This is a genomic window from Kineococcus gynurae (assembly GCF_042433995.1).
Taxonomy (GTDB): Bacteria; Actinomycetota; Actinomycetes; order Actinomycetales; family Kineococcaceae; genus Kineococcus; species Kineococcus gynurae.
Genome location: NZ_JBHLUI010000003.1, coordinates 650636 through 676332, shown reverse-complemented (window position 1 = coordinate 676332; position 25697 = coordinate 650636). Strand labels below are relative to the sequence as shown.

Sequence of the window (25697 nt, the reverse complement as noted above, 5' to 3'; positions counted from 1 at the left end):
CGAGGAGTTCCCGCGTGCCCGCCCGCACCCCCCGCGACCCGGCCCGCCACCTGCTCGGTCAGGTCCTGCGTCGGCGGCGGCGCGCGAGCCTCGGTTCGGCCGCGGCGGCCGTCACCCACCAGACCTGCGAGGCGCTCGTCCCGGTCGCCATCGGGTTGACCATCGACCGGGCCGTGAGCACCGGGGACGGGTCGACCGCACTGCTGGCGGCGCTCGGCATCCTGCTGCTCTTCGCGGTCCTCACCACGGCGGGGACGCTGGCGTTCTGGATCGCCGACGTCGCCGAGATCCGCGAGGAGCACCACCTCCGGGTCGCGGTGCTGCACCGCGTGCTCACCGACCCCGGGGCCGAACGGGGACGGCAGAGCGGGGAGCTGCTCTCCATCACCACGGCCGACACCCGGGCCACCGCCGCGGTCGTGCCGCTGCTGAGCTGGGCCGTCGCCGCCTCGGCCGGACTGGTCGTCTCCGCGATCGTGCTGCTGCGGGTCGACCCCGGCCTGGGTGCGGGGATCCTGCTGGCCGTCCCCGCCCTGGTGCTGGGGCTGCAACGGCTGGCCCCCCGGTTGGAGCGGCGCGTCGCCGACCGGCAGCAGGCCACCGGGTTGGCCGCGGCCGTCGCCGCCGACCTGCTGGCCGGGTTGCGACCGCTGCGCGGGATCGGCGCGGTCGGGGAGGCCTCCCGTCGCTACCGCCGGGCCAGCCGCACCTCGCTCGACGCCTCGGTGCACGCCGCCGGCGCCAACGCCGCGCTCGCCGGGGCGGGTGCGCTCGGGGTCGGGGCCATCCTGGTGCTCACCACCGCGGTCGCGGGGTGGTGGACGTTGTCGGGACGGCTGAGCGTCGGCGAACTCGTCACGGTCGTCGGGATGGCCTCGTTCCTGGCCGACCCCGTCCGCACGGTCACCACCTGCGTCCAGCAGCTCGCCGTCGCCCGGGGCAGCGCCGGGCGGGTGGCCGGTCTGCTCGGGGCGGACGCGCCCCCGGTCGGAGCCCCCGCCGACCCCGCCGCCCGGTTGGTCAGCGACAGCGCCGGCTGCGGTCCGCTGCGGCGGCTCGACCTCGCGGTGGGGCCCGGGGAGCTGCTGGGGGTCGCCACGGCCGACGTCGCGGTCGCCGACGCGGTCACGGCCGTCCTCTCCGGCGCTGCGGCTCCCGAGCACGGTCGTGTGCACCTCGGCGGCCACGACCTGGCCGGCCTGGCCCCGGCCACCCGGACCGCGTCCCTGCTGGCCGAACCGCACCAGGTCCACCTGCTGGGAGCGACCGTGGGTGAGGCCCTCGACACCGGCCGACCCCTCGACCGGGAGGACGTCCTCGGCGCCGTCCGGTCCGCCGCGGCCCTCGACGTCCTCGACGCGCACGCGTCCGACGGGGCCGACCCGCTCGCGGCGGACCTGCTCGAGGACGGGCGCAACCTGTCCGGCGGGCAACGGCAGCGCCTGGCCCTGGCCCGGGCGCTGGCCGCCGACCGCCCCGTCCTGCTGCTGCGCGACCCGACCACGGCGGTCGACGCGGTCACCGAGGACGCGGTCGCCGCCGGCTTGCGGACCGCCCGCGCGGGCCGGGCCACGGTCGTCGTGAGCACCTCGCCACCGCTGCTCGCCCGCTGCGACCGCGTGGTGTTCGTGACCGCCGACGGCACGAGCCGCAGCGGGACCCATCAGAGCCTGCTCGCCGACCCCGGGCTGGGGGCGGCCTACGCCGCGGCGGTGCTGCGGTGAGCGCGGTGCTGCCCGTCGCCCCCGGTCGTCGCGCGCTGCGGGTGCTGGCGCGGACCGCCGCCGGGCACCGACGCCTGACCGCGGCGACCGTCGTGGCCGTGCTCGCCGCGAGCGCCGGCACCGTGGCCGCCCCCCTGCTGGTGGGGCGGGTGGTCGACGTGGTGGCCGCCGGTGACCGTGCCGGTCTGCCCCCGCTGGTCGTCGGGCTCGCGGTGCTCGCGGTGCTGGCCGCGGTGGCCACGGCGAGCGCCCAGCGCCTCAGCGAGCGGCTGGGGGCCACCGTCATGGCCGACCTGCGCGAGGACGTGGTCGACTCCGCGCTGCGGATGCGACCCGCGACCCTGGAGGCGGCGGGCAGCGGTGACGTCGCGACCCGGGTCACCGAGGACGTCGACCTGGTGACCTCGCAGGTGCCGCTGCTGTCCACGGTGACGACGTCGCTGGTGGTGGTCGTGTTCTCGACCATCGGTTTCGCGGCCCTGGACTGGCGGCTGGCCCTGGCCTTCGCGGTCGTCTTCCCGCTCTACGTCGTCACGCTGCGGGCCTACCTGCCGGTCGCCGGGCCCTTGTACGCGGCCGAGCGCCTCCGGGCCGGGGAACGCTCGCGCGTGGTCCTGGAGTCGTTGCACGCGCAGGCGACGGTGCACGCCTACGGGATGGGCGAGGCGCAGACGGAGCGCGTCCGGCAGGCCTCCCGTCGCGCCGCCGCGGCCGCCCGGGCCACGTTGCGGCCGGTCGTGCGCCTGTCGGTGTCGATGAACTCGGCCGAGGCGGTGGGGTTGGCGACCCTGCTGAGCACCGGGTTCTTCCTGGTGCGCGCCGACGTGGTCGGCGTGGGGTCGGTGACCGCGGCCGCGCTGCTCTTCCACCGGTTGTTCGGCCCGCTGGGCTCGTTGCTGATGTCCTTCGACGACGTGCAGCGGGCCGGGGCGGCCCTGACCCGACTGGTCGGGGTGGCCGACCTGCCCCGTCCCGCGACGGGGGCCGACCGCGCGCCCGACCGGCCCCTGGGGCTGCGGGCCCGCGGGGTCCACCACGTCTACCCGGGGACGCGGCACGACGTGCTGAGCGGGGTCGACGTCGACGTCCCGCCGGGGACGTCGCTGGCCGTCGTCGGGGGCAGCGGCGCGGGCAAGACGACGCTGGCCGCGATCCTCGGGGGTGTGTTCGAGCCCACCGCCGGGTCGGTGGAGCTGCTGCCGTCCGACGGGCCGGCGGTGCCGTCGACCGACCTGGACCCGGAGCAGTTGCGCGAGCGGGTCGCCGTCGTCGCCCAGGAGAACCACGTGGGCCGCGGTTCGGTCCGCGAGCACCTGACCCTGGCCGCGCCGACGGCGGACGACGACGATCTGCTCGCGGCGCTCGCCGCCGTGCACGCCGCGGACTGGGTGCGGGCCCTCCCCGCAGGGCTGGACACCCGCCTGGGTCCCGGTGAGCACCGGCTGACCGGGGCCCAGGAGCAGCAGCTGGCCCTGGCGCGCGTCGAGCTGCGCGACCCCGCGGTGGTGGTGCTGGACGAGGCGACCGCCGAGGCCGGATCGGCCGGGGCCCGGGACCTGGAGCGCGCCGCGGCCGCCGTGGTGCGGGGCCGGACCGCCGTCGTCGTGGCCCACCGGCTGACCCAGGCCGCCGCCTGCGACCGGATCGCGGTGCTGGAGGCCGGCACCGTCGTGGAGCTCGGGACCCACGCGGAGCTGCTGGCCGCAGAGGGACGTTACGCGCGGCTGTGGTCGGCCTGGTCCGCCGGAGCGGGTCAGCGCGCCTGACCCCCCACCCCCCGTGATCAAGGAATCCGCGGCGTCCCCCGCGCCGTTCGCCGCAGCACCCGATCGCGGATTCCTTGATCACGGGAGGGTGTGCGGGGGGTCAGACGTCGAGGACACCGTCCCGGGCCGCGGACGGCGGGGGCAGCCGGCGCGTCTCGACGTCCTCCCGCAGGAAGACCCCCGGCCACAGGGGCGGGCTGATCTGCCCCTGCTCGTCGAACAACGACCACGAGCGGCGCAGCCGGACGCCCGGGTGGCTGCGCAGCGCGAAGGTGCACTCGACCACGGTGGTGGGCCAGTCCCCCCGGAGCTCGACCCGGACGACGGAGCCGACCGCGTTGTCGACCCCGGGATCGGCCCCGAGGTCGAGGCGGAGCGCGGCGAGGGTCTGCCGCACGTAGGACGCCGCGGCGAGCGGGCGCGGGCCGAGCGGCCAGCCGTGATCGGCGACGTCCACCGCCGGCGGGGCGGGCAGGGCGCGCAGCGTTGCGTCCGCGCGCAGCCGGTGCGGGGCGAGGCCCGTCTCCCCGTCCCCCACCGGGTCCCCGAGGGTGGCGACCAGCACGTCGTCCGCCAGCAGCGCCACCGCCAGCACGTCGCTGCACCCGGAGGGGAAGAGCACGTCCACCCGGTCCGGTCCGAGACGTCGCGCCCGCACCCGGTCGTCGACCGGGTCCCGGCCCAGGGTCCAGTCCCGACCGCCCAGCGGGACCGTGGGGAGCAGGTCCCCCGCCTCCGGCTGCTCGTCGAGGAACCGGGAGCTCCAGCGCAGGGCCTGCAGCGCCTGCGAAGCCCGGACGGGTGCCACCGCCCGCCCCTCGGCAACCTGGAGCGCTGCGGGCCAGGCCCCCGCCGCGGGCAGGAACAGCCACCGGCGCGACCAGAGCACCTCCGAGGACCCCGCGCCGAGCGGGCGCAGCGTCCCCGGGGCGGTGTCCAGCCCGACCCAGGCGCCCTCGTCCGTCGCGACGACCTCGGCCACCGGGGCGTCCACGACGCAGCGGTGGACCGACCCGTCCCGGTCGACCCGGGCGACCGCGCCCCACCGGACGACGGGACCGACCGGCACCCGGTCGGACTCGACGAATTCCTGCGCCGGCGGCGCCGACGCGCACCAGGCGGCGGCCCCGGCCGCACCTCGGAGCCCCAGCCCGTCGGTCCACACCGCGTCCTCGACACCCGTCGGCCCGACCCGCAGCAGCGCCGACCCGTCACCGTGCTGGATCCAGAGGACGTCGGGACCGGCCGCCACGGTGGGTTCGGTGCGGGGCGGGGGCGGAGGGGGCTGCTCGGCCCAGGAGACGAGGTGTCGCAGCTGCGACGTCGTCGGGTCGAGAATCGCGGCCACCGGTCGGGCGTGGTCGAGCAGCCAGATCCCGGAGTCCAGGACCGCCAACCGGGCCGGTCGCAGGGGCCGGATCATCCGGCCGCGGGCGCCCGGTCCCCCGCGATGCTGCGCTCGACGTCACCGGTCTCCCCGGCCAGGGCCGCGGGCCGACCGAGGACGAGGGTGTAGGCCCCGAAGGCGACCCAGACGATCGCGCCGATCCCGATGCGGGCCCAGGTCGGCAGTCCGGAGGGGGTGACGAAACCCTCGACGAGGCCGGACACGAAGAGGACCACGACCAGGCCGAGCGCGATCCCCACCATGGCGCGTCCCTCGACCGCGAGGGATTCCGCCCGGGGCCGGGGACCGGGTGCGACCCAGGCCCAGAACAGTTTCATCCCGGCCCCGGCGGCCACGAAGACCGCCGTCAGCTCCAGCAGGCCGTGCGGGAGGATCAGCCCGAAGAACAACGCCCCGCGCTCGTTGTCGATCATCAGCCCGCCCTGCAGGCCCACGTTGAGGGCGTTCTGCAGCAACGCGAACGGGACGAAGACCCCGGTGATCCCGAGGGCGATGCAGGTCGCGGCGACCCAGGCGTTGTTGGTCCAGACCCGACCGGCGAAGGCCGCGGCGGCGTTCTCGGAGTAGTAGTCGGCGAAGTCGTTCTGGACGAGCTGGCGGATGTCCTCGTTGCTGCCGAACACCGAGGCCTGGGCCGGGCCGTTGCCGGTGATCCAGATCCCGGCGGCGACCGCGACCAGGACGGTGAACGCCGCGGCGCCCGTCGACCACCACCGCACCCGCCAGAGCGCGGCCGGGAAGCCACGGGTGAAGAACTGCCCGACGAGGCGCCAGCCGGGCGCGGAGGTCCCGGTCAGCCGGGAACGGGCCCGGGCCAGCAGCGTGGACAGTTCCTCGACCAGGACCGCGTCGGAGGACCCGGAGCGCAGCTGCGACAGGTGCGTCGCGGTGCGCTGGTACAGCACGACGAGTTCGTCGGTCTCGCCGCCGGTCAGCCGCCGTCGCCGGACCAGGGACCGCAGGCGCTCCCACTCGTGCGCGTGCACCACCCGGTACGCATCGACGTCCACGCGGTCAATCTACGCAGCCCCCGCGGGGTCGGCGGGAGCGCGCCGCGGCTCCACTCAGACGTGACGGCGCCGCCGCAGCCAGATCAGGGTGACCCAGGCCAGCGGCACCCGGCCCCAGAAGGTCAGCAGCCGGTGCAGGACGGCGGCCGACAGGGCCGCCCCGGTCGGGGTACCGACGGTGACCAGGGCCGCGAAGATCGCCGCCTCGGCCGCGCCGATCCCCCCGGGAACGGGGACCGCACCGGCCAGCGCCGAGCTGGCGACGATCACCAGCGGCAGCAGCAGCCAGGGCGGGGACTCCCCGAAGGCGAGCAGGCAGCACCCCAGCGTGGCCGCGAAGCTGCCCGGGACGAGCACGTGCCCGAGCGCGGCGACGGAGAGCCGACCCGGGTGGGTGAGGGTGGCGCGCAGCGGGGGCCAGGCCGCCCGCAGGGGCTGCAGGACCCGCTCGACCAGCCGCCGCCGCAGACCGGGGACGGCCAGCAGGGCCCCGCCGACCAGCAGCAGCGCCAGCAGGACCAGGCCCGCGGTCCGCACCGGCAGGATCTCGCCGAGCGCGTCGTCGCGGCCCGAGGCCAGCAGCAGGCCGGTGACCAGCACGGCGCTCGCCACCGCCGAGGTCGACTGGACGGCGGCGATGGTGGTGACCGCCTGCGGCAGCGTCACCCCCTGGCAGACGACGTAGCGGGCCATCAGGGCCAACCCGCCGGTGCTGGCCGGGGTGAGCAGGTTGGTGAACGTCGTGGCCAGCTGGGCAGCGCAGGTCCGCCAGAAGCGCAGGTGCACCGGGGAGAGCGCCACGAGGGAGACGACGTTGCCGACGATGGGCAGGAACGAGACGGCCAGCGCGGCGAGCACCCAGCGGGGGTCCGCTTCGCGCAGGCGGTGCCCGACGTCGGCGGCGCCGAGGCTGCGGACGACCACGACCAGGGCCACCAGGGTCGCGACGCCGATCAGCAACCGCCACCACCAGCGCAGCAGCCACGACCGCCAGGCGGGCCACGGCTCCCGGGTGCCCGGGCCGGACGCGTCGCTGCCGGTGGACGCGGGTCCGCCGGGCACGGGTCCGCCGGGCACGGGTCCGGTGGGCGCGGGACCCGGGGGCGAGGGGTCGGTCGGTGCTCCGGCGGCGGTCTCGTCGGTCGGCACGGCTCGATCGTCGCACCCGCGCAGCCCTGAGGAGGACCGCGGCCGGTTAGCGTGACGGAGGTGAGCGCCCCCCCGACCGCCGACGGCCGCGACCCGCTGTTCGGTCCCGACGCGGTCCGGCTCCTGGCCGAGGGCGGTCTGCCCCCGCTGCACGGCGACGTGGTGACCGGCGAGGCGGTCGTGCTGGGACTGCGCTCGGCGTCCTTCGCCTCGCGGTTGCTGGCCGCACTGATCGACGCGGTCGCCGTCCTGCTGGTGCTGCTGGGGGTGGTCCTCGGGGTCGACGCGCTGGACGGCGGACTGGACACCGCGGGCCTGCAGGCCGTGTGGCTGACCACGACCATCGGCTGCCTGGTCGGGATCCCCGTCCTGGTCGAGACGCTCACCCGGGGTCGCAGCCTGGGCAAGCTCGCCCTGGGGACCCGGGTGGTGCGCGACGACGGGGGGCCGGTCCGGTTCCGGCACTGCGTGGTCCGGGGACTGCTGGGGTTCTTCGAGCTGTGGGCCCTGCTCGGCTCGCCGGCCATCATCTGCTCGCTCATCAACGCCCGGGGCAAGCGGTTCGGGGACCTGCTGGCAGGGACCTACGTCATCCGCGTCCGCACCGGGCGCCCCACGCTGCCGTTGCCGCCGATGCCGCCGGAGCTGGCCGGGTGGGCCCGCAACGCCGACATCGGGCGGCTCCCGGACGGCACCGCGGTCGCGGTCCGGCAGTTCCTGACCCGGGCCGCGACGCTGCACCCGGCCTCGCGGGTGCAGCTCGGACGCGCCCTGGCCGACCTCCTGCTCACCCGGGTCGCCCCGGCGCCCCCGGCCGGCTGCGACCCGGAGTCGTTCCTGCTCGCCGTCCTCGTCGAGCGGCGCGACCGCGAGCTGCACCGGCTGCAGCGCCAGCAGCGGCGGACCGACGAGCTGGCCCGCTCGCTGCGGCGGGACTGAGACGACGGCACCGCCGCCCCCGGGCAACCCGGGGACGGCGGTGCGCGACCGGCTGAGCCGATTCAGCGGGGCCGGGTCAGTAGCGGTAGCCCTCGGTCTTGTAGGGGCCGGCCGGGTCGATGCCGAGGTACTCGGCCTGGGTCTTGGTGAGCTCGGTGAGCCGGACCCCGAGGGAGTCCAGGTGCAACCGCGCCACCTTCTCGTCCAGCACCTTGGGCAGCGTGTAGACGCCGATCGGGTAGGAACCGCCCTCGCGGGTCCAGAGCTCGATCTGGGCGAGCACCTGGTTGGCGAAGGAGTTCGACATCACGAAGCTCGGGTGCCCGGTCGCGTTGCCCAGGTTCAGCAGACGCCCCTCGGACAGCACGATCACGGAGTGGGCCGCGACCCCGTCGGAGGCCGGGATCCGCCACTCGTGCACCTGCGGCTTGATCTCGACGCGCTCCACCCCCGGGATGCGGGCCAGACCGGCCATGTCGATCTCGTTGTCGAAGTGCCCGATGTTGCCGACGATCGCCTGGTGCTTCATCCGCAGGATGTCGGCGGCCATGATGACGTCGCGGTTGCCCGTGGCGGTGATGAAGATGTCCACGCTGCCGACGACGTCCTCGAGCCGCGCGACCTGGAACCCGTCCATGGCCGCCTGCAGCGCGTTGATCGGGTCGATCTCGGTGACGATGACGCGCGCACCCTGGCCGCGCAGCGACTCCGCGCTGCCCTTGCCGACGTCGCCGTAACCGCAGACCAGGGCCACCTTGCCGCCGATGAGGACGTCGGTGCCGCGGTTGATGCCGTCGATGAGGGAGTGCCGGGTGCCGTAGGTGTTGTCGAACTTCGACTTGGTCACCGAGTCGTTGACGTTGATGGCCGGGAAGGGCAGGACGCCGTTGCGGTGGTACTCGACCAGCCGGTGCACCCCCGTGGTCGTCTCCTCGGTCACGCCCTGGATGCCCTCGGCGATCCGGGTCCAGCGCTGCGGGTCCTCGGTGAGGCTCGTGCGCAGCAGCTCCAGCACGACCTGGTACTCCTCGGAGTCGTCCTCGGTCGCGGCGGGCACGGCCCCGGCGGCCTCGAAACGCTTGCCCTCCAGGACCAGCATGGTCGCGTCGCCACCGTCGTCCAGGATCATGTTCGGACCGATGCGGTGCCCCTCGGCGTCGGTGCCCCAGTCGAAGATGCGGTCGGCCAGCGCCCAGTACTCGGGGAGGGTCTCCCCCTTCCAGGCGAAGACCGGGACCCCGGCCGGCGCCTCGGGCGTGCCCGTCCCGACGACGACGGCGGACGCGGCCGCGTCCTGCGTGGAGAAGATGTTGCAGCTGGCCCAGCGGACCTCGGCGCCGAGCGCCACGAGGGTCTCGATCAGCACCGCGGTCTGCACGGTCATGTGCAGCGAGCCGGCGATGCGGGCCCCGGCCAGCGGCTGGGACTCGGCGAACTCGGCGCGCAGGGCCATCAGGCCCGGCATCTCGTGCTCGGCGAGCCGGAGCTCGTGACGGCCGGCCTCGGCCAGGGCCAGGTCACGGACCTGGAACTCGAACGGCTGGTCGGTGGGGGTGTTCGTGGGCATGAAGATCCTCGGGTCGTCCTGGACAGGTTGACGTGGGTCTCCCGGCGCGGCCCCTCCGGGCCTCCATCGAGCTGTCGTCGCAGGCGGCATCACCGGACGTCGGAAGCTCCCACCAGGGTAACCGTCAGTCGAGACGGTCGCGCAGGTCGGCGACGTGGGGGGAGGTCGCCGGGTCGATCCCGGCCGCCAGGGCCAGGTAGGTCGCGGCGAAGTCGGTCCGGGCGATCAGCTCGGCGAGGCGGACCAGTGCCGGTCCCGGTTCGGCCACGACCTCGCTGACCCGCACGCCGGCGTCGGCCGCGGTCGTGGTGACGGCGTGCACGAGGTGGCGCTCCGCATCGGTCAGGGCCACCGGGGCGTCGCGCAGCACCAGCAGCTGCAGCCGGGTCCCCACCGGGTCGTCGAGGAAGGGGTCGGCGAAGACGTCGTCGGGCCGGGCGGCGAAGGGTCCCCCGAACGTGGCCACGATCTCGCTCGCGTCGTCGGGCAGGGCGCCCCCGACGGCCGGGACCCGTGCCGTGCGGGCCAGCATGGAGGCGCACCGACGGGCCGCGGCCGCGGTCAGGTCGGAGTCGGCCAGCACGACCGGAGCGGTCCCGCCCAGCTCCAGGGCCAGGGTCTTGGCCGGGTTCACGAACGGTTCGGTGGCCGGCTTGCAGGTCTCGGCGACCGCGTCGAGGCGGTCGGCGACCTCGGCCAGCACCCCGGTCGGCACCTTGACCAGGTCCAGGGCGTCCGCGGCCATCAGCACCGGGGTCAGCAGGGACCAGAGCGCGACCCGGGACGAACGCGAACCACCGGCGGCGCGCACCCCCTCGGCCGGGGAGACGTGCAGGTTGCCGACCCGGCCGCCGATCTCGGCCAGCGGGGACCGCGCGGCCCCGACGGTGAGCACGCGGGCCCCCCGCCGGGAGGCCTCGGCGGCCAGCTCGAGCGGACCGGGCGCGCGACCCGACATCGAGACCGCCACCACGACGTCGAGGGCCCCGATCCAGCTCGGCAGGCGCCCCCCGCGCCGGGCGACCACGGGGACCGGGCAGGTGCCCCCGGCCAGCGAGGTCAGCACGTCGGTCACCACGGAGCTGCCCCCGAGGCTGGCGATGAGCAGCGCCCGCGGCCGTCCGTCGGCGGCGAAGCGGGCCAGCCCCGCCTCCTCCGTGAGCCCGACCGACTCGCGCACCTGCGCCCCGGCCGAGGCGAGTCCGCGCAGCATCTGCGAGGTGTCGGCCCGGGCCAGCGCGTCCGCGTCGGCGAGCAGCGCCTCGTCGAGGGCGGTCACGCCCCGCCCCCGTCCGCGGCCAGCCCGCGGGCCTCGTCGGCGAGCAGGACGGGCACACCGTCCACCACCGGGTAGCGCACGCCGGCCCCGGTGGTGAGGACGACCTCCCCGTCGACCTCGACCGGGCCGCTGAGGGGGGCACCCGTCACCGGGCAGCGCAGCAGCGGGAGCACCCAGTCCTCCAGGCGCAGCCCGGGACCGTCAGGGCCGCCGCTCACGCCGCGGCCCCGATCAGGGCGAGCACGCGGTCCCGGATGCGTTCCATGGCGGCCGGGTCGGCCCCCTCGGCGTTCAACCGCAGCAACGGCTCGGTGTTGGAGGCCCGCAGGTTGAACCACCACCGCCCGCCCGGCTCGTCGGAGCCGGTGACGGTGACGCCGTCCAGGCGGTCGATCTCGACGGGGCGTCCGGCCGCCTCCTCCTCGGCGGAGATGGTGGCGACCACGGACTCGGTGACCGCCGAGGCGTCGGCGACGCGGGAGTTGATCTCTCCGCTGGCGGTGTAGCGCTCGTACTCGGCGGCCAGCTCCGAGAGGGGCCGGTCGGACTCGGCCAGGGCGGCCAGGACGTGCATGGCGGCCAGCATCCCGGTGTCGGCCGACCAGAAGTCCCGGAAGTAGTAGTGGGCGGAGTGCTCGCCGCCGAAGACGGCGTCCTCGTCGGCCATGCGCTGCTTGATGAAGGAGTGCCCCACCCGGGTCCGGACCGGACGCCCGCCGTCCTCGGTGACGATCTCGGGCACGGCCAGGGACGTGATCAGGTTGTGGATGATCACCGGCTCGCGGCCCGCGGCCAGCTCCTTGGCGATCTCCCGCCGCGCCACCAGGGCCGTCACCGCGCTGGGGCTGACCGGCTCGCCCTTCTCGTCGACGACGAAGCAACGGTCGGCGTCGCCGTCGAAGGCCAGGCCGAGGTCGGCCCCGGCCCGCGGCACGGCCGCCTGCAGGTCGACCAGGTTGGCCGGGTCGAGGGGGTTGGCCTCGTGGTTGGGGAAGGTCCCGTCGAGCTCGAAGTAGAGCGCGGTGACGTCCAGCGGCAGGGCGGGCAGACCGGCCGCGTCGCCCAGCACCGCCGGGACGGTGTGACCGGCCATGCCGTTGCCGGCGTCGACGACCACGCGCAACGGGCGGGCGCCGGACAGGTCGACGAGCGAGCGCAGGTGGGCGGCGTAGTCGCGCAGCAGGTCCGACTCCCCGACCGTGCCGCGCCGCCCCTCGCCCGCGGGCACGGCACCGGCGTCGAGCCAGGTCTGGGCCCGCTCGCGCACGGCGACGAGCCCCGTGTCCTGACCGACGGGACGGGCACCGGCCCGGCAGAGCTTGATGCCGTTGTACTCGGCCGGGTTGTGGCTGGCGGTGAACATCGCGCCGGGCACCCCGCGGGCGCCGCTCGCGTAGTAGAGGCCGTCGGTCGAGCACAGCCCGATGACCTCGACGTCGACACCGCGGGAGGCCAGTCCGTCGGCGAAGGCGGCGGACAGCGCGGGCGAGGACGGGCGCATGTCGTGGCCGACGACCGCACGCGCGGGCCCCCCGGCCGCCTCGGGGACCACGACGACCTCGGCGAAGGCGGCCCCCAGGGCCCGCACCACGCCCTCGTCGATCTGCTCGGGCACGAGGCCGCGCACGTCGTAGGCCTTGATGACGGTGCTCAGGTCCAGGGTCACGCTCGAAACCCTAGATGAGGACTCCGACACGGGGTGGGACAACCGTCGGCCGCCCGGGGCGGCGTGATCCGGTTCACCACCCCCGGGAGGACGGCCTCACTTCTTCCGGCTGCGCTCCAGCACGGCGTCGACGGTGATGGGGCCGGCGGCGGACTCCCAGGTGCGCAGCTCGCAGACGTGGCAGGAGACGAAGGTGACGGGGGTGCCGTCGGTGAGCGACATGAGCAGCTGGGTGATCCGCTCGCTGCCGCAGCCGGTGCAGGTGGACCGCTCGCCGCGGTGCTCGGCCTGGGTCAGCGACCCCAGGGGCATCTCGACCGGGGCGGTGCGGCTGCGCCGGGTCCGCCGGGGCGCGGGGACGGCGGCGGACGGGTTGGACGCGACGGCCACGGGTGAACCTCCGGGGGAGCAGGGGCGGACCTCTTCCCATCGGCCGCCCGACCCGCCACCTGAGTCGGCTCCCACCCCGGGCGTCACAGTCGCACCGGGAACCCGACGCCTACTGGCGGGGCAGCACCCGCAGGTGCGCCCGGCGCGCCTCGCCCGACCCACCGGGACCGCCGGCCGCGTCCAGGGGTCGGCTGGTCGGTGCGACCGCGGGCCGGTCCCGGACCGCCTCGGCGACGGCCAGGATGTCGTCGGCCGCGGTCGCGGCGTCGATCATCTCGGGGTTCAACCGGACCACCTCCCAGCCGCGCGGGGCCGTGAGCCGCTGGGCGTGCGTCGCGCACAGGTCGTAGCAGTGCGGTTCGGCGTAGGTGGCCAACGGTCCGAGGACGGCCGTGGAGTCGGAGTAGACGTAGGTGAGGGTCGCCACCGCGGCGCTGCCGCAGGCGGTCCGGGAGCAGCGTCGCTCCGGTGCCTGCCGACCGGTCCCGGTGCGCCCACCCTGGCCCGTCGTCGATCCTGACCTCGACGGGCTGGAACCGGGAGTGCTCACGCAGCGCACGTTACCCCTGCCGCCCGCGACCGCTCAGCGAGGACACACCCGACCCGGGGCCACCCCGCGGCGCCCCCGGACGACCCGCCCGCGCCCGTATCCTGCCCGGATGGGAGCTGGACGAGGGGTCGGTGGGCGCGGAGGACCGCGTCGACGCCACGCGCCCGCCTCGCCCGCGACCAGCGCGGGTGGTCGTCGGCGGCTGCGGCGCGACCGGCACGGGCGGGGGCTGCGGGGATCGTTGATCCCGCCGGCGCTGCCCGCCGCACGCACCCGCGCCGAACGCTTCGACGACCTGGTCCTGGACGCGGTCGAGCTGCTCGAACGCCGCTGGGCCGCCGAGCTGGCCGGGGTCGAGTTCGCGGTGGAGGACGTCCCGCCGTCCGACCCGGCACCCTGGGAGGACGACGCCGTCCCTCTCGGTCGGCTGTTCCCCTCCGACGGCCGGCACCCGGCCCGCGTGGTCGTCTACCGGCGACCGGTGGAGACCCGGGCCGAGGACGACGACCTGGACGACCTGGTGGCCGACGTCGTCGTGCAGCAGGTGGCCCACCTGCTGCAGCTGGACGTGGAGGACGTCGATCCCCGCTACGGGGACTGAACGGGGTCCCGGCCGGCGCCGCCGGCCCGCCCCGTCAGGAGATCTGGCGCTTGAGGCGGCGACGCTCGCGCTCGGAGAGCCCGCCCCAGATGCCGAAGCGCTCGTCGTTGGCGAGGGCGTACTCCAGGCACTCCTGCCGGACGTCGCAGGACATGCAGACCCGCTTGGCCTCGCGGGTGGAGCCGCCCTTCTCGGGGAAGAACGCCTCGGGGTCGGTCTGGGCGCAGAGGGCGAGCTCCTGCCAGCCCGGGTCCTCCGGGGTCAGCCCGGTCAGACCGGTGAACCCGGAGAGCGTGAACTCGTCCTCCTCGACCCCGTCGTCGGCGTCCTCGTCGTCGAGGGAGTCCGCGGACGGGGCGGGCAGGACGGGGGTGCGGAGGAGTTCGAGCCGGTCGGGGCGGGGCGCGTCGAGCAATGCCAGCTCGGGTCGCTCCAGGGCGGCGTCGGTGACCGGGTGCAGCCGGACGACGGTCCCGTCGTCCCAGGTGTCCTGCTGGTTGTGCTCGTGCACGTGATCCTCCACTGGCTGCTCGCTCACGGCCAACACTTGACTACCCGCTGTGATGTCTCGGTCACGGAATGACCCTACCGGTGGAATTACACGCGTGTCGTCCCTCGGAGTCAAGCTGGTCGTGCTAGTTGCGGGGCGTTCACCGGCGTGTCGTTCCGAGGAGCGCCACCAACACCCCATCGACCCCCTGCGTCACGCCATTCTCACCCTCCGTGACCGCTCTGGGCGGGGCCGCCGCCGCGTCACCCCGCCCGTTCCCCCACCGGAGCGCCGGTGGGCGAGACTGCGGGGGTGAGTGCCGGAACCCCGTCGACCGTCCCTGCCGAACCCCCGGGTCTCGCCGTCACGGCGCTCGCGGGCGGAGTCGGGGGGGCCCGCTTCCTCCGGGGCCTGCTCGCGGCGCTGCGGACCTCCGAGGACCCGGCCCGGCAGCGGGCGCGGGTCACCGTGATCGGCAACACGGCCGACGACATCACCCTGCACGGCCTGCGGATCAGCCCCGACCTGGACTCGGTCATGTACACGCTGGGCGGTGGCATCGACGAGGTGCGCGGCTGGGGCCGGTCGGCGGAGACCTCCGGGGTCGCCGACGAGCTCGCCGCCTACGGCCGGACCCCGGACTGGTTCACCCTCGGCGACAAGGACATCGCCACCCACGTCGTGCGCACCCAGCTCCTCGCCGAGGGGGCCACCCTGTCCGAGGCCACCCGGGTCCTCTGCGAACGCTGGCGGCCCGGGGTCGACCTGCTGCCGATGACCGACGACCCGGTCCAGACCCACGTCGACCTGGCTCCCGTCGCCGCGTCCGACCGTCCCGCGGACGCCGGCGAGGCCGGCGACCGCCGCGTGCACTTCCAGGAGTGGTGGGTCCGGCTGCACGCCGCCGTCCCGGCCCGGGCGATCGTGCCCGTCGGGGCGGCGGACGCCCGGCCCGCCCCCGGCGTACTGGCCGCCGTCCGGGACGCCGACGTCGTCGTCCTGCCCCCGAGCAACCCGGTGGTCTCGATCGGCACCATCCTGGCCGTCCCCGGGATCCGGGAGGCCCTGCGCACCACGGCCGCCCCCGTGGTCGGCGTCTCCCCGGTCATCGGGGGCTCACCGGTGCGGGGCATGGCCGACGCCTGCCTGGCCTCGATCGGGGTGCCCACGACGGCCGGGGCCGTGGCCGGGCTCTACGCCGACTTCCTCGACGGCTGGCTGGTCGCGCCCGAGGACGTCGGGGGCGTCGAGGCGCGGCCCGGACTGACGGTGCGGGGGCGCCCGCTGCTCATGTCCTCCCCCGCGGCCACCCGGGCGCTGGGGGCGGCAACCCTCGACCTGGCCCTGGAGCTGCGCGCCCCCGAGGCGGCGGCGTGAGGCGCGCGCACCCCCTGCAGGTCCTCGGTCTGACCGGGATCGGCGAGGTTCCGCGCGGGGCCGACCTCGCCGCGCTGCTGGTGGAGTCCCTGCACGCGCAGCGGGCCGGACTGGCCGACGGCGACGTGCTGGTGGTCTCGAGCAAGGCCGTGTCCAAGGCCGCGGGGCTGCTCGCCCCGCCCGGGGACCGCGACGGCGTGGTGCTCTCCCAGAGCCGGCGCACCGTCGCCGCCCGCCGCGGGCCGACCGGGGTCACCCGCGTCGTCGAGGCCGTCGCCGGCCCGGTCATGGCGGCGGCCGGGGTCGACGCCTCCAACGTCGGTCCTCCCGGGGCCGATGGCGAGGAGGCCCTGCTCCTGCTGCCGGCCGATCCCGACGCCGCCGCCCGCGAGCTGCGGGCGCGGGTGCGGGCGCTCACCGGGGTCCGGGTGGCGATCGTCGTCAGCGACACCGCGGGCCGGCCCTGGCGCGAGGGCCAGACCGACTTCGCCCTGGGCTGCGCCGGGCTCGTGGTCTGCGAGGACCTGCGCGGCACCACCGACGCCGACGGACGCGTCCTGGCCGTGACGGCACGGGCGCTCGCCGACGAGGTGGCCGCCGCGGCCGACCTGGTCAAGGGCAAGAGCGCGGGCATCCCCGCCGCCCTCCTGCGCGGGCTGGCCGCGATCGTCACCGACGAGGACGGTCCCGGGGCCGCCCTGCTGCTGCGCGAGGCGCGCGCCGACTGGTTCCGCCTGGGCCACGTCGAGGCGGTCCGGGCCGCGCTGGGCTCCACCGACGCCGAGCCGCCGGGTGTGGGGGCCGACCCGCTGCCCGACCGGTTGCGCCGCGTGGCGCAGGTCGCGGGCGCGGCGGGCGGGGAGTGCGTCCTCCGCGAGGACCGGCTGCACCTCCTCGCGGAGAACCAGTTCGCCCTGGGCGCGCTCGCCCAGCGGGTGCTCGCGGCGCTGTGGACGGAGGACCTCGTCGGTCGCCTCGACCACGACACCCCGCGCGGTGGGCTGCGCGGCAAGCGCCGCTCCCCGGCGCACGTCGTGGTCCGGGCCGAACCCGTCGGCTGAGCCGGGGGCCGCTCAGCGCCGGACGGCGCGGTTGGGCGTGTGGGTGGGCAGCGTCATCCGCGGGGCCAGCCGCGGCCGACGGTGACCGGCCAGTTCGAGCAGCCGCTGCACCCGGTAACGGTGACCCCGGTAGACCTCGATGACCTCCGCGCACCCGGCGTCGTCGAGGACCTCCCCGACGAGGGCGTGGGACACGTTCTTGGCCACGTGGTAGTCGCCGAAGCTGAAGGCGTCGGCGTGCCCGTGCGCGCGTTGGCGCACCTCGGCCGAGGTCCAGACCCCGACGCCGGGCAGCGAGCGCAGGGCGCGGTCGGCGTCGTCGGGCGCCAGGTCGAGGGTGCGTTCCAGCCCGGCCGCCCGCGGGGCGGCGACGATCGTCACCCGGCGCCGGCGCAGCTCCACGCCCGCCGCCAACCAGTCCCAGCTGGGGATGCGACCCCAGCCCTCGGGGGTGGGGGGCAGCAGCAGGGGCACCGGGCCCGGAGCGGGCTCACCGTGCTTGCGCAGCAGGAACCGCCAGGCCGCGAAGGCCTCCAGCCCGGTGACGACCTGCTCCAGGGCCGAGGCGGACAGGGCCTCGAACACCGCGCGGGTCCGGGGCACCCGCCAGTGCGGGTGGGCCTTCCAGGCGGCGACGAGGGCGGGGTGCGCGGGGACGAAGTCGGCGACGTCCCGGTCGGCGTCACCCAGCAGCTCGGGCACGCCGTCGAGGGCCCACTCCGCCCCGGGACCCCACGCCTCGGCCCGGACCTCTCCCGCGGCCGGGTCGGGCCGCACCCGCAGGGTCACCGGACCAGCAGGCGTCCGGGTGGCCCGCCAGACGGAGCCGTCGGCGTCCGCCCGCCACGTCGGGTCGCCCCCGCCGCGACGCAGCGGGGAGAGGATCGTGCGGACGGGGACCGGCCGCCCCGGTCGCCAGCGCAGGCTCCGGGGCTCCGTAGCCGACGGGCCCGGCGGGGTCGGCGGGGTCGGCGGGGTCGGCGCGCTCGGACCCCCGGGACTCACACGCCTACGGTAAGCCGCCGCCGCCGCTGCCGGACCACGGTCGCCGCCGCGGCCGGCGCCGGCCGCCGGGTCACCAGGAACGACCCGGCGATGACCAGCGCGAACCCGGCCACGGTCCAGACGGTGACCCGCTCGCCGAGCAGGAACGCCCCGGCCAGCACCGCGACGAGGGGGTTGACGTAGACGAAGGCGAGGCCGCGGACCGGGCCGATCTCGTTGACCAGCGCGAACATCGCGACGAAGGCGAACGCCGTGCAGACGACCGCGAGCACGCCGACGGAGACCAGGACCTCGGTCGAGGGCAGGGTCGCGGGCAGCCCGCCACCCAGCGCGACGAGCGGGACGGAGCCCAGGGCGGCCGTCCCCAGCGCGACCGTCATGACCGGCAGGCCGGGCAGGTCGGAGAGCTTGCGCGCCAGGATGGCCGGACCGATCGCGTACCCCACCACGACGACGGCCACCTCGGCCACCGCCCCCAGGCTGGACCCGGCGACGTCGAGACCGACCAGGGCGGCGACCCCGGCGGTGCCGAGGGCCAGACCGATCCAGCCCGGAGCCCCGAGCTGCTCGGCGCGGCCGGTGAGGGCGGCGATCGCGACCCCCACGACCGGGACGGCGGAGATCAGCATGGCCGTGGTGGAGCTGGGCAGGTCCTGCTCGGCCCGGGTCAGGAAGATCCACGGCACGACGATCTCGACGACCGCGTAGAGCGCGATGACGGGCCAGCGCCGCAGCACGGCGGGCAGCGCGGCCCGGTCGGCGCGGCGGAGCAGCACGAGCGGCAGCAGCACGAGGGCCGCGACCCCGGTCCGGGCCAGCACCAGCAGCGCCGGGCTCAGCTCTTCCCCCGCGACCTTGATGAGCAGGTAGGGGATCCCCCAGGCGAGGCTGAGGAGGGCGAAGAGCAGAGCGGCACGTCGGGTCACCCGTCGATCGTGCTTGCCAGCAAGCATTAAGTCCAGCAACAATCCGTGCATGTCATTCGACAGCGAGGGCTTCACTATCGACCTCCGCCGCATCCGGTTGCTGCGCGAGGTCGACCGGCGGGGGACGGTCGCCGCCACCGCGGCGGCGATGCACCTGACGCCGTCGGCCGTGTCCCAGCAGCTCGCCGGGCTCGCGCGCGACCTCGGGGTCCCCCTGCTGGCCAAGCAGGGTCGCGGGGTCCGCCTCACCGGGCAGGCCCGGGTCCTCCTGCGGCACGCCGACGCCGTGGCCGAGCAGCTCGAGCGCGCGCGGGCCGACCTCGCGGCCTTCGACGACGGCCTCGTGGGCGAGGTCCGGATCGGTGCGCTGGCGACGTCCATCGACGCGGTCGTGGCCCCGGCGCTGCGCCGGTTGCGCGCCGACCGCCCCGGGCTGCGGCTGCTGGTGCGCGAGCAGCAGCCCATCGACGCCCTGGCCGAGCTGGACTCGGGAGCCGTCGACGTCATCGTCACGGTCGACCACCCCCGCTCGCCGACCCGCGGCGACGCGCGCTACGACCGGGTCGACCTGCTGCACGACGTCCTGGACGTCATCGTCGACACCGGTCACCCGCTCGCGGGCCGCCGCACCGTCGACCTGGCCGAGCTCCGCGACGACGTGTGGATCGCCGGGCGCGACGACGACGCCTGCGAGCAGGTGTTCACCGGCGCCTGCGCGGCCGCGGGCTTCACCCCCGACATCCAGCACTTCACCCACGAGTACGACGCCCTGGCCGCCCTGGTCGCGGCCGGGGCCGGCGTGGGCCTGATCCCCCGCCTCGCCCTCCCGCTGCGCCAGACCGATCTCGCGATCCTCGAGATCACCGGGACCCCACCCGCGCGCTCGGTCTACGCCGCGACCCGGGCCGGGCGGACCACCGACTCCCCCACCGCGGCCGTGCTCACCGCCCTGCGCGCGGTCGCGGCCGACCGCCCCGACGCCTTCTCCCCGCACGTCTCCGGCTGACGGCAGCCCTCCCCGGCACCCCGACCCCGCACCGGCGCCCGCCCCCCCACCCCGTCCCCCCGTGATCAAGGAATTTCTCCCTCCCGCCCCGTGCGCCACGCCGGGCGACCGGGGCCGGATTCCTTGATCACGGGAAGGATGACGAGGGGCGTCACCGCGGGACGGGGGTTCCCTGCCGACCGTGCAGCAGGCAGGCCGCCGAGCGGCCGGGGCCGACGGGCTGCCGGGCCGGGTCCACCTCGGCGCAGGCGTCGAACACCTCCGGGCAGCGCGTCCGGAACCGGCACCCGCTCGGGACCCGGGCCGCCGAGGGGACGTCCCCGCTGAGCACGACCCGCTCGCGGGTCCGTTCCAGCGCGGGGACCGGGACGGGGACGGCCGAGAGCAGGGCCTTGGTGTACGGGTGCTGCGGGTCGGTGCTCACCTCCTCCGCCGGGCCGACCTCGACGACCCGCCCCAGGTACATCACGGCGATGCGGTCGGAGACGTGCCGCACCGCGGCCAGGTCGTGGGAGACGAACAGGTAGGTCAGCCCCAGCTCCTGCTGCAACCGCGCGAGCAGGTTCAGCACCTGGGCCTGCACCGAGACGTCGAGGGAGGCGATGGCCTCGTCGCAGACGACGAACTCCGGGTTACCCGCCAGCGCCCGGGCGATCCCGACCCGCTGCCGCTGCCCGCCGGAGAACTCGTGCGGGTAGCGGGAGGCCACCGAGGGGTGCAGCCCGACGAGGTCGAGCAGCTCAGCGACCCGACCCCCCCGGTCGCGGCCGTGCAACCCGTGCACGACGAGCGGTTCGGCGACCGTCTGCCCCACGGTCATCCGCGGGTCCAGGCTGGCGTAGGGGTCCTGGAACACCATGACGGCCCGGCGCCGGAAGGCCCGCAGCGCGCGGGTCGAGGCCGCGGTCAGGTCCTCGCCGTCGAACTCGACCCGGCCACCGGTGGGTTCCACCAGCCGCAGCAACGCGTTGCCCAGGGTCGACTTGCCGCACCCCGACTCCCCGACCAGGCCCAGGGTCTCCCCGCGACGGATCTCCAGGTCGACCCCGTCGACGGCCCGGACCGTGCCCACGGTCCGACGTCGCAACCCCGAGGAGCGGACCGGGTAGTGCACCTGCAGGTCCGTGGCCCGGACCAGGACGTCGTCCATTCAGGACACCTTCCCTTCGGACGAGCAGAACGTCGCGGCCCGGTGCGGTCGTCCCGGCCGGGACCCGCCCCGACCGGCGACCTCCTGCAGCGGAGGCTGCTCGTGCTCGCAGCGCGGGTCCGACCGCACCGGGCAGCGCGGCCAGAACACGCAGCCCGGGGGCAGGTCGGTCGGCGGCGGCGGGGTTCCCGGGATCGCCACCAGGTCCGACCGGCCCACCGCCGCGGTCCGGGCCGGCAACGATCCGAGCAACCCCCGCGTGTAGGGATGGGCCGAGGCCTCGAACACGTCGTCCACGCCCCCGTCCTCGATGCACCGACCGCCGTACATGACCAGCACGCGGTCGGCGATCCCGGCCACGACCCCGAGGTCGTGCGTGATCCAGACGACTCCCGTCCCGTGCTCGGACTGCAGGCCGGCCACGAGGTCGAGGATCTGCGCCTGCACGGTCACGTCGAGCGCGGTGGTCGCCTCGTCGGCCACCAGCAACCGGGGTTCTCCGGCCAGCGCGATCGCGATGACCACGCGCTGCCGCATGCCGCCGGACAGTTCGTGCGGGAACCGGTCCAGGACCCCGCGGGGATCCGGCAACCCGACCTCGGCGAGCAGTTCCGCCGCCCGTTCCCGGGCCTGCCGTCGCGAGGGGACCCGGCGATGGGCCAGCAACCCCTCGGCGACCTGCCGCCCCACGGTGAGGACCGGGTTCAACGACGTCATCGGGTCCTGGAACACCATGCCGATCCCGTTGCCGCGCACCGAACGCAGCTCGGGTTCGGTCAGGGTCAACAGGTCCCGGACCCGGTCGCCGTCGTGGAACCGGGCGGACCCGGTCACCGTCGCCGTCCCCGGCAGCAGCCCGAGGAGGGCCGCCACGGAGACGCTCTTGCCGCTGCCCGACTCCCCGACCACCGCGACCGTCTCACCGGGGGCCACGGAGTAGCTCAGCCCGTTCACGACCGACGCGACCCCCCGGGGGGTGTCGATGCGGACCCGCAGGTCCTCCACCTCGAGGACGTTCACGCGCGTTCCTCCCCCGCGACGGTTCCGGCACCCCGGGCGCGGCGCCGGCGCGAACCCCGGCCCCGGAACCGGGCGGCCTCCAGGGCGCTGCGCTGCTGCGGGTCGAGGACGTCGCGCAACCCGTCGCCGAGCAGGTTGAAGGCCAGCACCAGCGCCACGATGGCCAGGCCCGGGAACACCGCGATCCACCAGGCCAGGTCGATGTAGTCGCGCCCCTCGGACAGCAGGACCCCCCACGAGGGTTGCGGGGGCTGGGTGCCGAGCCCCACGAACGACAGCGCCGCCTCGGCCAGCACCGCGAAACCCAGGCTGACCGACGTCTGCACGATGATCGGCGGTGCGGCGTTGGGCAGCACGTGGCGGAACAGCAGCCGGGCGTCACCGGCCCCGACCGAGCGGGAGGCCCGGACGAACACCTGCTCGCGGACCCCGAGGACGGCGGCCCGGGTGACCCGGGCGAAGACGGGGGTGTAGGTGATCCCGATGGCGATCATCGCGTTCGTGGTCCCCGGACCCAGGATCGCGATGACGGCGATCGCCAGCAGCAGGGCCGGGAACGCGAACAGCACGTCCATGCAGCGCATCAGGACGGTGTCGACCCAGCGACCGTAGAAACCGGCGAGCAGACCGACCAGCGTTCCGGCGACGAGGGAGACCCCGACCGCCACGGCCCCGACCTGCAGCGAGACCTTGGCCCCGAGGATCACCCGGGAGAGCACGTCGCGCCCGAGGTCGTCGGTGCCGAACCAGTGCCCGGGACCGGGCGGCAGCAACCGGTTCGCGATGTCCACCTCGTTGTACCCGGTCGGGGCGAGCTGCTCGTCGAACAGGGCGAGCACCACCACCCCGACGAGCACGACGGACGCGAACAGCGTCGGCGGGGACGACAGCAGCAACCGCAGTCCGGAGCCGAACCGGTTCTGCGGCGGACGGACCGGGGCCGCGTCGGGGTTCGTGGTCGCGGTCATACGGTGATCCTCGGGTCGAGCCGGGTGTAGAGCAGGTCCACGACGAGGTTCAGCACGAGGAACACCACCGCGAACAGCAGGACCGCCCCCTGCAGCAACGGGTAGTCGCGGGACTGCACGGCCTGCAGGGCGAGCTGGCCGAGCCCCGGCCAGGCGAACACGATCTCCACCACGACGACCCCGGAGAGCAGGTAGGCGAGCTGCACCCCGGTGACGGTCACCAGCGGCAGCAGCGCGTTGCGCAGGACGTGCCAGTTCAGCACCGCGCGCGGCGGCAGGCCCTTGGCCCGCGCGGTCCGCACGTGCTCGGCCCCGAGCGCCTCCAGCACGCTGGACCGGGTGAACCGGGTGAGCACGCTGCCGGTCACCAGACCCGTCGTGACCGCGGGCAGCACCAGCGCGTGCGCCCACCCGGCCGGGGAGTCGGTGAAGGGGACGTACCCACCGGCCGGGAACCAGCCGAGGGTCCCGGCGAAGAGCAGGATGAACATGATCCCCATCCAGAACTCCGGGACGGAGATCCCGATCTGGGAGAGGACCGTGCTCGCCCCGTCCACCACCGAGCGCGGCCGCAGGGCCGAGAGCGTGCCGAGCGGGACCGCGATGAGCAGGGCCACGACGAGGGCCGCCCCGGCCAGCGACAGCGTCGCGGGCAGGCGTTCCAGGATCAGCAGGGTGACCGGCTCCCCGGAGCGGAAACTCACCCCGAGGTCCCCGGTCACCGCCGAGGTGATCCAGCTGAGGTACTGCACGACCAACGGGTCGTCCAACCCCGACCGCTCCCGCAGCGCGTCGTAGGTCGCCTGGTCGAACCGCGTCCCCAGCGCGAGCCGGATGGGGTCGCCGTCCACCAGGTGGACGAGGGAGAACACGGCCACGGAGACCCCGAGCAGCACGACGACCGCCTGCGCGGTGCGCCGCAACGCGTACCCGGTCACGACGGCAGGGTCACGGTCTCGAGGTTCACCGCCTTGTCGGCCCGGACCTCGTACCCCTCGATCCCGGGTTTCCAGGCCTGCACCACGTCGGGGTTGTAGAGGTACACGTAGGAGGCGTCGTCCACGATCTGCCGGGCCGCCTGACCGTACAGGTCCTTGCGCGTGCCCTGGTCGGTCTCGGTGGCGGCCCGGTCGAGCAGGTCGTCGGTCACCGGGTTGGAGTACCCCTGGTAGTTGTTCGACCCGTCCGTGCGGTGCTGGGAGTGGTAGAAGTCGTAGGGGTCGATGTTGCCCAGCCACCCCAGCATGAACGCGTCGAAGTCGCCGCGGCCCTGCCGGTCCAGCCACGCGGCGAAGTCCTCGGTCTGGATCTCGACGCGGACCCCCAGCGGCTCCAGCTGCGCGGCCAGCACCTGGGCGGCCGTCACGGTCTCGGGGTACTCCGAGGTGACCATCAGTCCCATCGTCAGCGGCAGGCTCACGCCCGCCCCCTCCAGGAGTCCCTTGGCCTTGTCCACGTCGCCGGTCCAGGGCGCGTAGTCCTCGTACCAGAACGAGTCCTCGGGGATCGCCGTCTGGTTGGCGCGGGCGGCGTCGAACCGGGCCGCCTCGGTGACGGCGGCGCGGTCGACCGCCTCGGCGACCGCCCGACGGACCTCGACGCGGTCGAAGGGAGCCTTGCGGCAATTCATGGCGAAGTACCAGTAGTCGACGCTCGCGACCCGGCCCAGTTCGACGCGGTCGTCGGAACCCAGCGCCTCGACCTGCTGCGGCGGGACGTTGTCGGTCCACTGCACCTGGTCGGTCTGCACCGCGGTGAGCGCGGCCGAGGGTTCGGTGATGAACCGGAACGTGACCCCGGTCAGGGTCGGCGCGTCGCCCCAGTAGTCGTCGAACCGTTCCAGGTTCACCTCGCTCGCCGAGGTGGCGGTCAACCGGAACGGACCGGTCCCGTCGGCCTGCGTCGTGAGCGTCGCCTCGTCGACCCCGCGCGGCAGGATCGCCATGCCCTTGAACCCGCCGAGCTGCGACAGCAGCGACGGCGTCGGGCTGCTCAGCGTGAGGACGACGGTCCGCGGGTCGGGGGCGGTGACGTCGGCGACGGTCTCGAAGCGGAAGGCGTTGGCCAGCTGCTGGTCGATGATCCGCTTGTAGGAGAACACCACGTCCTCGGCGCCGAACTCGGCCCCGCTGTGGAACGTCACCCCGTCGCGCAGGGTGAAGGTCCAGGTGAGCTGGTCGTCGCTGGTGGTCCACTCCGTGGCCAGCGAGGGTTCCATCGTCAGATCGTCGGCGGAGGGGACCACGAGGGTGTCGTAGACGTTCTCCAGCACCTGGAAGGTCGGGTACGCCGTCGACTTGTGCGGGTCGTACTGGTCGGGCTGGGCCGAGATCGCCGCGACGAACGCGGCCGCCCCGCCCGATCCGTTCCCGGTGTCCACCCCCTCCCCCGTGCTGCAGGCGGCGAGGGCGAGGGGCGAGGCTCCGAGGCCCGTGAGGATCGTGCGGCGGCGCATGAGCCACTCCGTCCCGGGGCCGGGACGAGCCCGGCCCCGTCGTGTCGGCCAGCCGTGGCAACGGCGGTCCCGGGCCGGTTGCCCGGGAGGGGGTCGCGCCCGACCCTGCCGAGAATCGGCGCCCGGCACCAATCGGGAACGCCGTCCGACCCGGTTTCGTGATCGGATCGACACCCGCCGCCGGGTCGTC

24 protein-coding genes are annotated in these 25697 nt (G+C 75.3%); 7 read left to right on the top strand and 17 right to left on the bottom strand.

Annotated elements, in window-relative coordinates; translation table 11 throughout:
* The first annotated feature begins 14 nt into the window (after positions 1-14).
* Both ACFFKU_RS04610 and ACFFKU_RS04605 read left to right on the top strand, forming a co-directional pair.
* Positions 15-1724, top strand: coding sequence for an ABC transporter transmembrane domain-containing protein (locus ACFFKU_RS04610; RefSeq protein WP_380136057.1), 1710 nt, complete (start codon positions 15-17; stop codon positions 1722-1724).
* Positions 1721-3490, top strand: a complete 1770-nt coding sequence (locus tag ACFFKU_RS04605; RefSeq protein ID WP_380136056.1) for an ABC transporter ATP-binding protein — start codon at positions 1721-1723, stop codon at positions 3488-3490. Before ACFFKU_RS04610 ends, ACFFKU_RS04605 begins: the two co-directional genes overlap by 4 nt.
* Before the next feature lie 100 nt (positions 3491-3590).
* On the opposite strand, the gene ACFFKU_RS04600 is transcribed toward ACFFKU_RS04605, so the two are convergent.
* From ACFFKU_RS04600 to ACFFKU_RS04590, 3 genes are read right to left on the bottom strand one after another with little or no spacing between them, the layout of a single operon-like run.
* Positions 3591-4913 carry a hypothetical protein gene (locus ACFFKU_RS04600; RefSeq protein WP_380136055.1) on the bottom strand — a complete coding sequence of 441 codons (1323 nt, stop codon included), beginning with the start codon at positions 4911-4913 and terminating at the stop codon, positions 3591-3593.
* A complete protein-coding gene (locus ACFFKU_RS04595) occupies positions 4910-5908 on the bottom strand; it encodes a stage II sporulation protein M (RefSeq protein WP_380136053.1) in 999 nt (332 codons plus the stop codon). The genes ACFFKU_RS04600 and ACFFKU_RS04595 overlap by 4 nt, the downstream gene beginning before the upstream one ends.
* Before the next feature lie 54 nt (positions 5909-5962).
* Entirely contained in the window at positions 5963-7057 is a 1095-nt protein-coding gene (locus ACFFKU_RS04590; RefSeq protein ID WP_380136051.1) for a lysylphosphatidylglycerol synthase transmembrane domain-containing protein, read from the bottom strand.
* Positions 7058-7117: 60 nt separating this feature from the next.
* On the opposite strand from ACFFKU_RS04590, the gene ACFFKU_RS04585 reads away from it, so the two are divergent.
* On the top strand, positions 7118-7996 hold the full coding sequence (locus ACFFKU_RS04585; RefSeq protein ID WP_380136050.1) for an RDD family protein: 879 nt from the start codon (positions 7118-7120) through the stop codon (positions 7994-7996).
* Positions 7997-8072: 76 nt separating this feature from the next.
* Here the strand turns inward: ACFFKU_RS04585 and ahcY are convergent, their stop codons facing one another.
* The 6 genes from ahcY to ACFFKU_RS04555 form a co-directional block, all read right to left on the bottom strand.
* Positions 8073-9563 carry an adenosylhomocysteinase gene (ahcY, locus tag ACFFKU_RS04580; protein ID WP_380136049.1) on the bottom strand — a complete coding sequence of 497 codons (1491 nt, stop codon included), beginning with the start codon at positions 9561-9563 and terminating at the stop codon, positions 8073-8075.
* Positions 9564-9687: 124 nt separating this feature from the next.
* Positions 9688-10842, bottom strand: a complete 1155-nt coding sequence (locus ACFFKU_RS04575) for an SIS domain-containing protein (protein ID WP_380136047.1) — start codon at positions 10840-10842, stop codon at positions 9688-9690.
* Complete coding sequence (locus tag ACFFKU_RS04570) at positions 10839-11060, bottom strand: Trm112 family protein (RefSeq protein ID WP_380136046.1); 222 nt, start codon at positions 11058-11060, stop codon at positions 10839-10841. Before ACFFKU_RS04570 ends, ACFFKU_RS04575 begins: the two co-directional genes overlap by 4 nt.
* On the bottom strand, positions 11057-12508 hold the full coding sequence (locus ACFFKU_RS04565) for a phosphomannomutase/phosphoglucomutase (protein ID WP_380136044.1): 1452 nt from the start codon (positions 12506-12508) through the stop codon (positions 11057-11059). The genes ACFFKU_RS04570 and ACFFKU_RS04565 overlap by 4 nt, the downstream gene beginning before the upstream one ends.
* A 96-nt stretch (positions 12509-12604) precedes the next feature.
* Complete coding sequence (locus ACFFKU_RS04560) at positions 12605-12898, bottom strand: hypothetical protein (RefSeq protein ID WP_380136043.1); 294 nt, start codon at positions 12896-12898, stop codon at positions 12605-12607.
* 109 nt (positions 12899-13007) lie between these two features.
* Positions 13008-13448 (bottom strand): DUF3499 domain-containing protein, encoded by a 441-nt coding sequence (locus ACFFKU_RS04555; RefSeq protein WP_380136042.1) that lies wholly within the window; start codon positions 13446-13448, stop codon positions 13008-13010.
* Positions 13449-13557: 109 nt separating this feature from the next.
* On the opposite strand from ACFFKU_RS04555, the gene ACFFKU_RS04550 reads away from it, so the two are divergent.
* Positions 13558-14049 carry a metallopeptidase family protein gene (locus ACFFKU_RS04550; protein ID WP_380136041.1) on the top strand — a complete coding sequence of 164 codons (492 nt, stop codon included), beginning with the start codon at positions 13558-13560 and terminating at the stop codon, positions 14047-14049.
* Positions 14050-14083: 34 nt separating this feature from the next.
* Here the strand turns inward: ACFFKU_RS04550 and ACFFKU_RS04545 are convergent, their stop codons facing one another.
* Positions 14084-14323: a WhiB family transcriptional regulator gene (locus ACFFKU_RS04545; RefSeq protein WP_380136122.1), complete on the bottom strand. Its 240-nt coding sequence runs from the start codon at positions 14321-14323 to the stop codon at positions 14084-14086.
* Positions 14324-14851: 528 nt separating this feature from the next.
* Here ACFFKU_RS04545 and cofD point away from each other — a divergent pair.
* A complete protein-coding gene (gene cofD, locus ACFFKU_RS04540; protein ID WP_380136040.1) occupies positions 14852-15916 on the top strand; it encodes a 2-phospho-L-lactate transferase in 1065 nt (354 codons plus the stop codon).
* A complete protein-coding gene (locus ACFFKU_RS04535; protein WP_380136038.1) occupies positions 15913-16977 on the top strand; it encodes a coenzyme F420-0:L-glutamate ligase in 1065 nt (354 codons plus the stop codon). Before cofD ends, ACFFKU_RS04535 begins: the two co-directional genes overlap by 4 nt.
* Before the next feature lie 12 nt (positions 16978-16989).
* On the opposite strand, the gene ACFFKU_RS04530 is transcribed toward ACFFKU_RS04535, so the two are convergent.
* Together ACFFKU_RS04530 and ACFFKU_RS04525 are read right to left on the bottom strand one after the other, a co-directional pair.
* On the bottom strand, positions 16990-17982 hold the full coding sequence (locus ACFFKU_RS04530) for a DNA-3-methyladenine glycosylase family protein (protein ID WP_380136036.1): 993 nt from the start codon (positions 17980-17982) through the stop codon (positions 16990-16992).
* Complete coding sequence (locus ACFFKU_RS04525; protein ID WP_380136034.1) at positions 17979-18908, bottom strand: DMT family transporter; 930 nt, start codon at positions 18906-18908, stop codon at positions 17979-17981. Before ACFFKU_RS04525 ends, ACFFKU_RS04530 begins: the two co-directional genes overlap by 4 nt.
* A 49-nt stretch (positions 18909-18957) precedes the next feature.
* Here ACFFKU_RS04525 and ACFFKU_RS04520 point away from each other — a divergent pair, with 49 nt between their 5' ends.
* Complete coding sequence (locus tag ACFFKU_RS04520) at positions 18958-19914, top strand: LysR family transcriptional regulator (RefSeq protein WP_380136033.1); 957 nt, start codon at positions 18958-18960, stop codon at positions 19912-19914.
* A gap of 151 nt (positions 19915-20065) precedes the next feature.
* Here the strand turns inward: ACFFKU_RS04520 and ACFFKU_RS04515 are convergent, their stop codons facing one another.
* From ACFFKU_RS04515 to ACFFKU_RS04495, 5 genes are read right to left on the bottom strand one after another with little or no spacing between them, the layout of a single operon-like run.
* Positions 20066-21064 carry an ABC transporter ATP-binding protein gene (locus ACFFKU_RS04515; RefSeq protein ID WP_380136031.1) on the bottom strand — a complete coding sequence of 333 codons (999 nt, stop codon included), beginning with the start codon at positions 21062-21064 and terminating at the stop codon, positions 20066-20068.
* The gene (locus tag ACFFKU_RS04510; protein WP_380136029.1) at positions 21065-22084 is read right to left on the bottom strand and encodes an ABC transporter ATP-binding protein; all 1020 of its coding nucleotides are present in this window, start codon (positions 22082-22084) and stop codon (positions 21065-21067) included. It abuts the gene before it with no gap.
* Positions 22081-23052 (bottom strand): ABC transporter permease, encoded by a 972-nt coding sequence (locus ACFFKU_RS04505; RefSeq protein WP_380136027.1) that lies wholly within the window; start codon positions 23050-23052, stop codon positions 22081-22083. The genes ACFFKU_RS04510 and ACFFKU_RS04505 overlap by 4 nt, the downstream gene beginning before the upstream one ends.
* Positions 23049-23990 carry an ABC transporter permease gene (locus ACFFKU_RS04500; protein ID WP_380136025.1) on the bottom strand — a complete coding sequence of 314 codons (942 nt, stop codon included), beginning with the start codon at positions 23988-23990 and terminating at the stop codon, positions 23049-23051. Before ACFFKU_RS04500 ends, ACFFKU_RS04505 begins: the two co-directional genes overlap by 4 nt.
* The gene (locus tag ACFFKU_RS04495; protein ID WP_380136023.1) at positions 23987-25507 is read right to left on the bottom strand and encodes an ABC transporter substrate-binding protein; all 1521 of its coding nucleotides are present in this window, start codon (positions 25505-25507) and stop codon (positions 23987-23989) included. Before ACFFKU_RS04495 ends, ACFFKU_RS04500 begins: the two co-directional genes overlap by 4 nt.
* Positions 25508-25697: the final 190 nt, after the last annotated feature.

Coding starts and splice junctions, on each gene's coding strand:
- ahcY (WP_380136049.1), bottom strand. CDS start 9,563: ATGCCCACGAACACCCCCACCGACCAGCCGTTCGAGTTCCAGGTCCGT.
- ACFFKU_RS04505 (WP_380136027.1), bottom strand. CDS start 23,052: ATGACCGCGACCACGAACCCCGACGCGGCCCCGGTCCGTCCGCCGCAG.
- ACFFKU_RS04515 (WP_380136031.1), bottom strand. CDS start 21,064: ATGGACGACGTCCTGGTCCGGGCCACGGACCTGCAGGTGCACTACCCG.
- ACFFKU_RS04495 (WP_380136023.1), bottom strand. CDS start 25,507: ATGCGCCGCCGCACGATCCTCACGGGCCTCGGAGCCTCGCCCCTCGCC.
- ACFFKU_RS04600 (WP_380136055.1), bottom strand. CDS start 4,913: ATGATCCGGCCCCTGCGACCGGCCCGGTTGGCGGTCCTGGACTCCGGG.
- ACFFKU_RS04520 (WP_380136033.1), top strand. CDS start 18,958: ATGTCATTCGACAGCGAGGGCTTCACTATCGACCTCCGCCGCATCCGG.
- ACFFKU_RS04550 (WP_380136041.1), top strand. CDS start 13,558: ATGGGAGCTGGACGAGGGGTCGGTGGGCGCGGAGGACCGCGTCGACGC.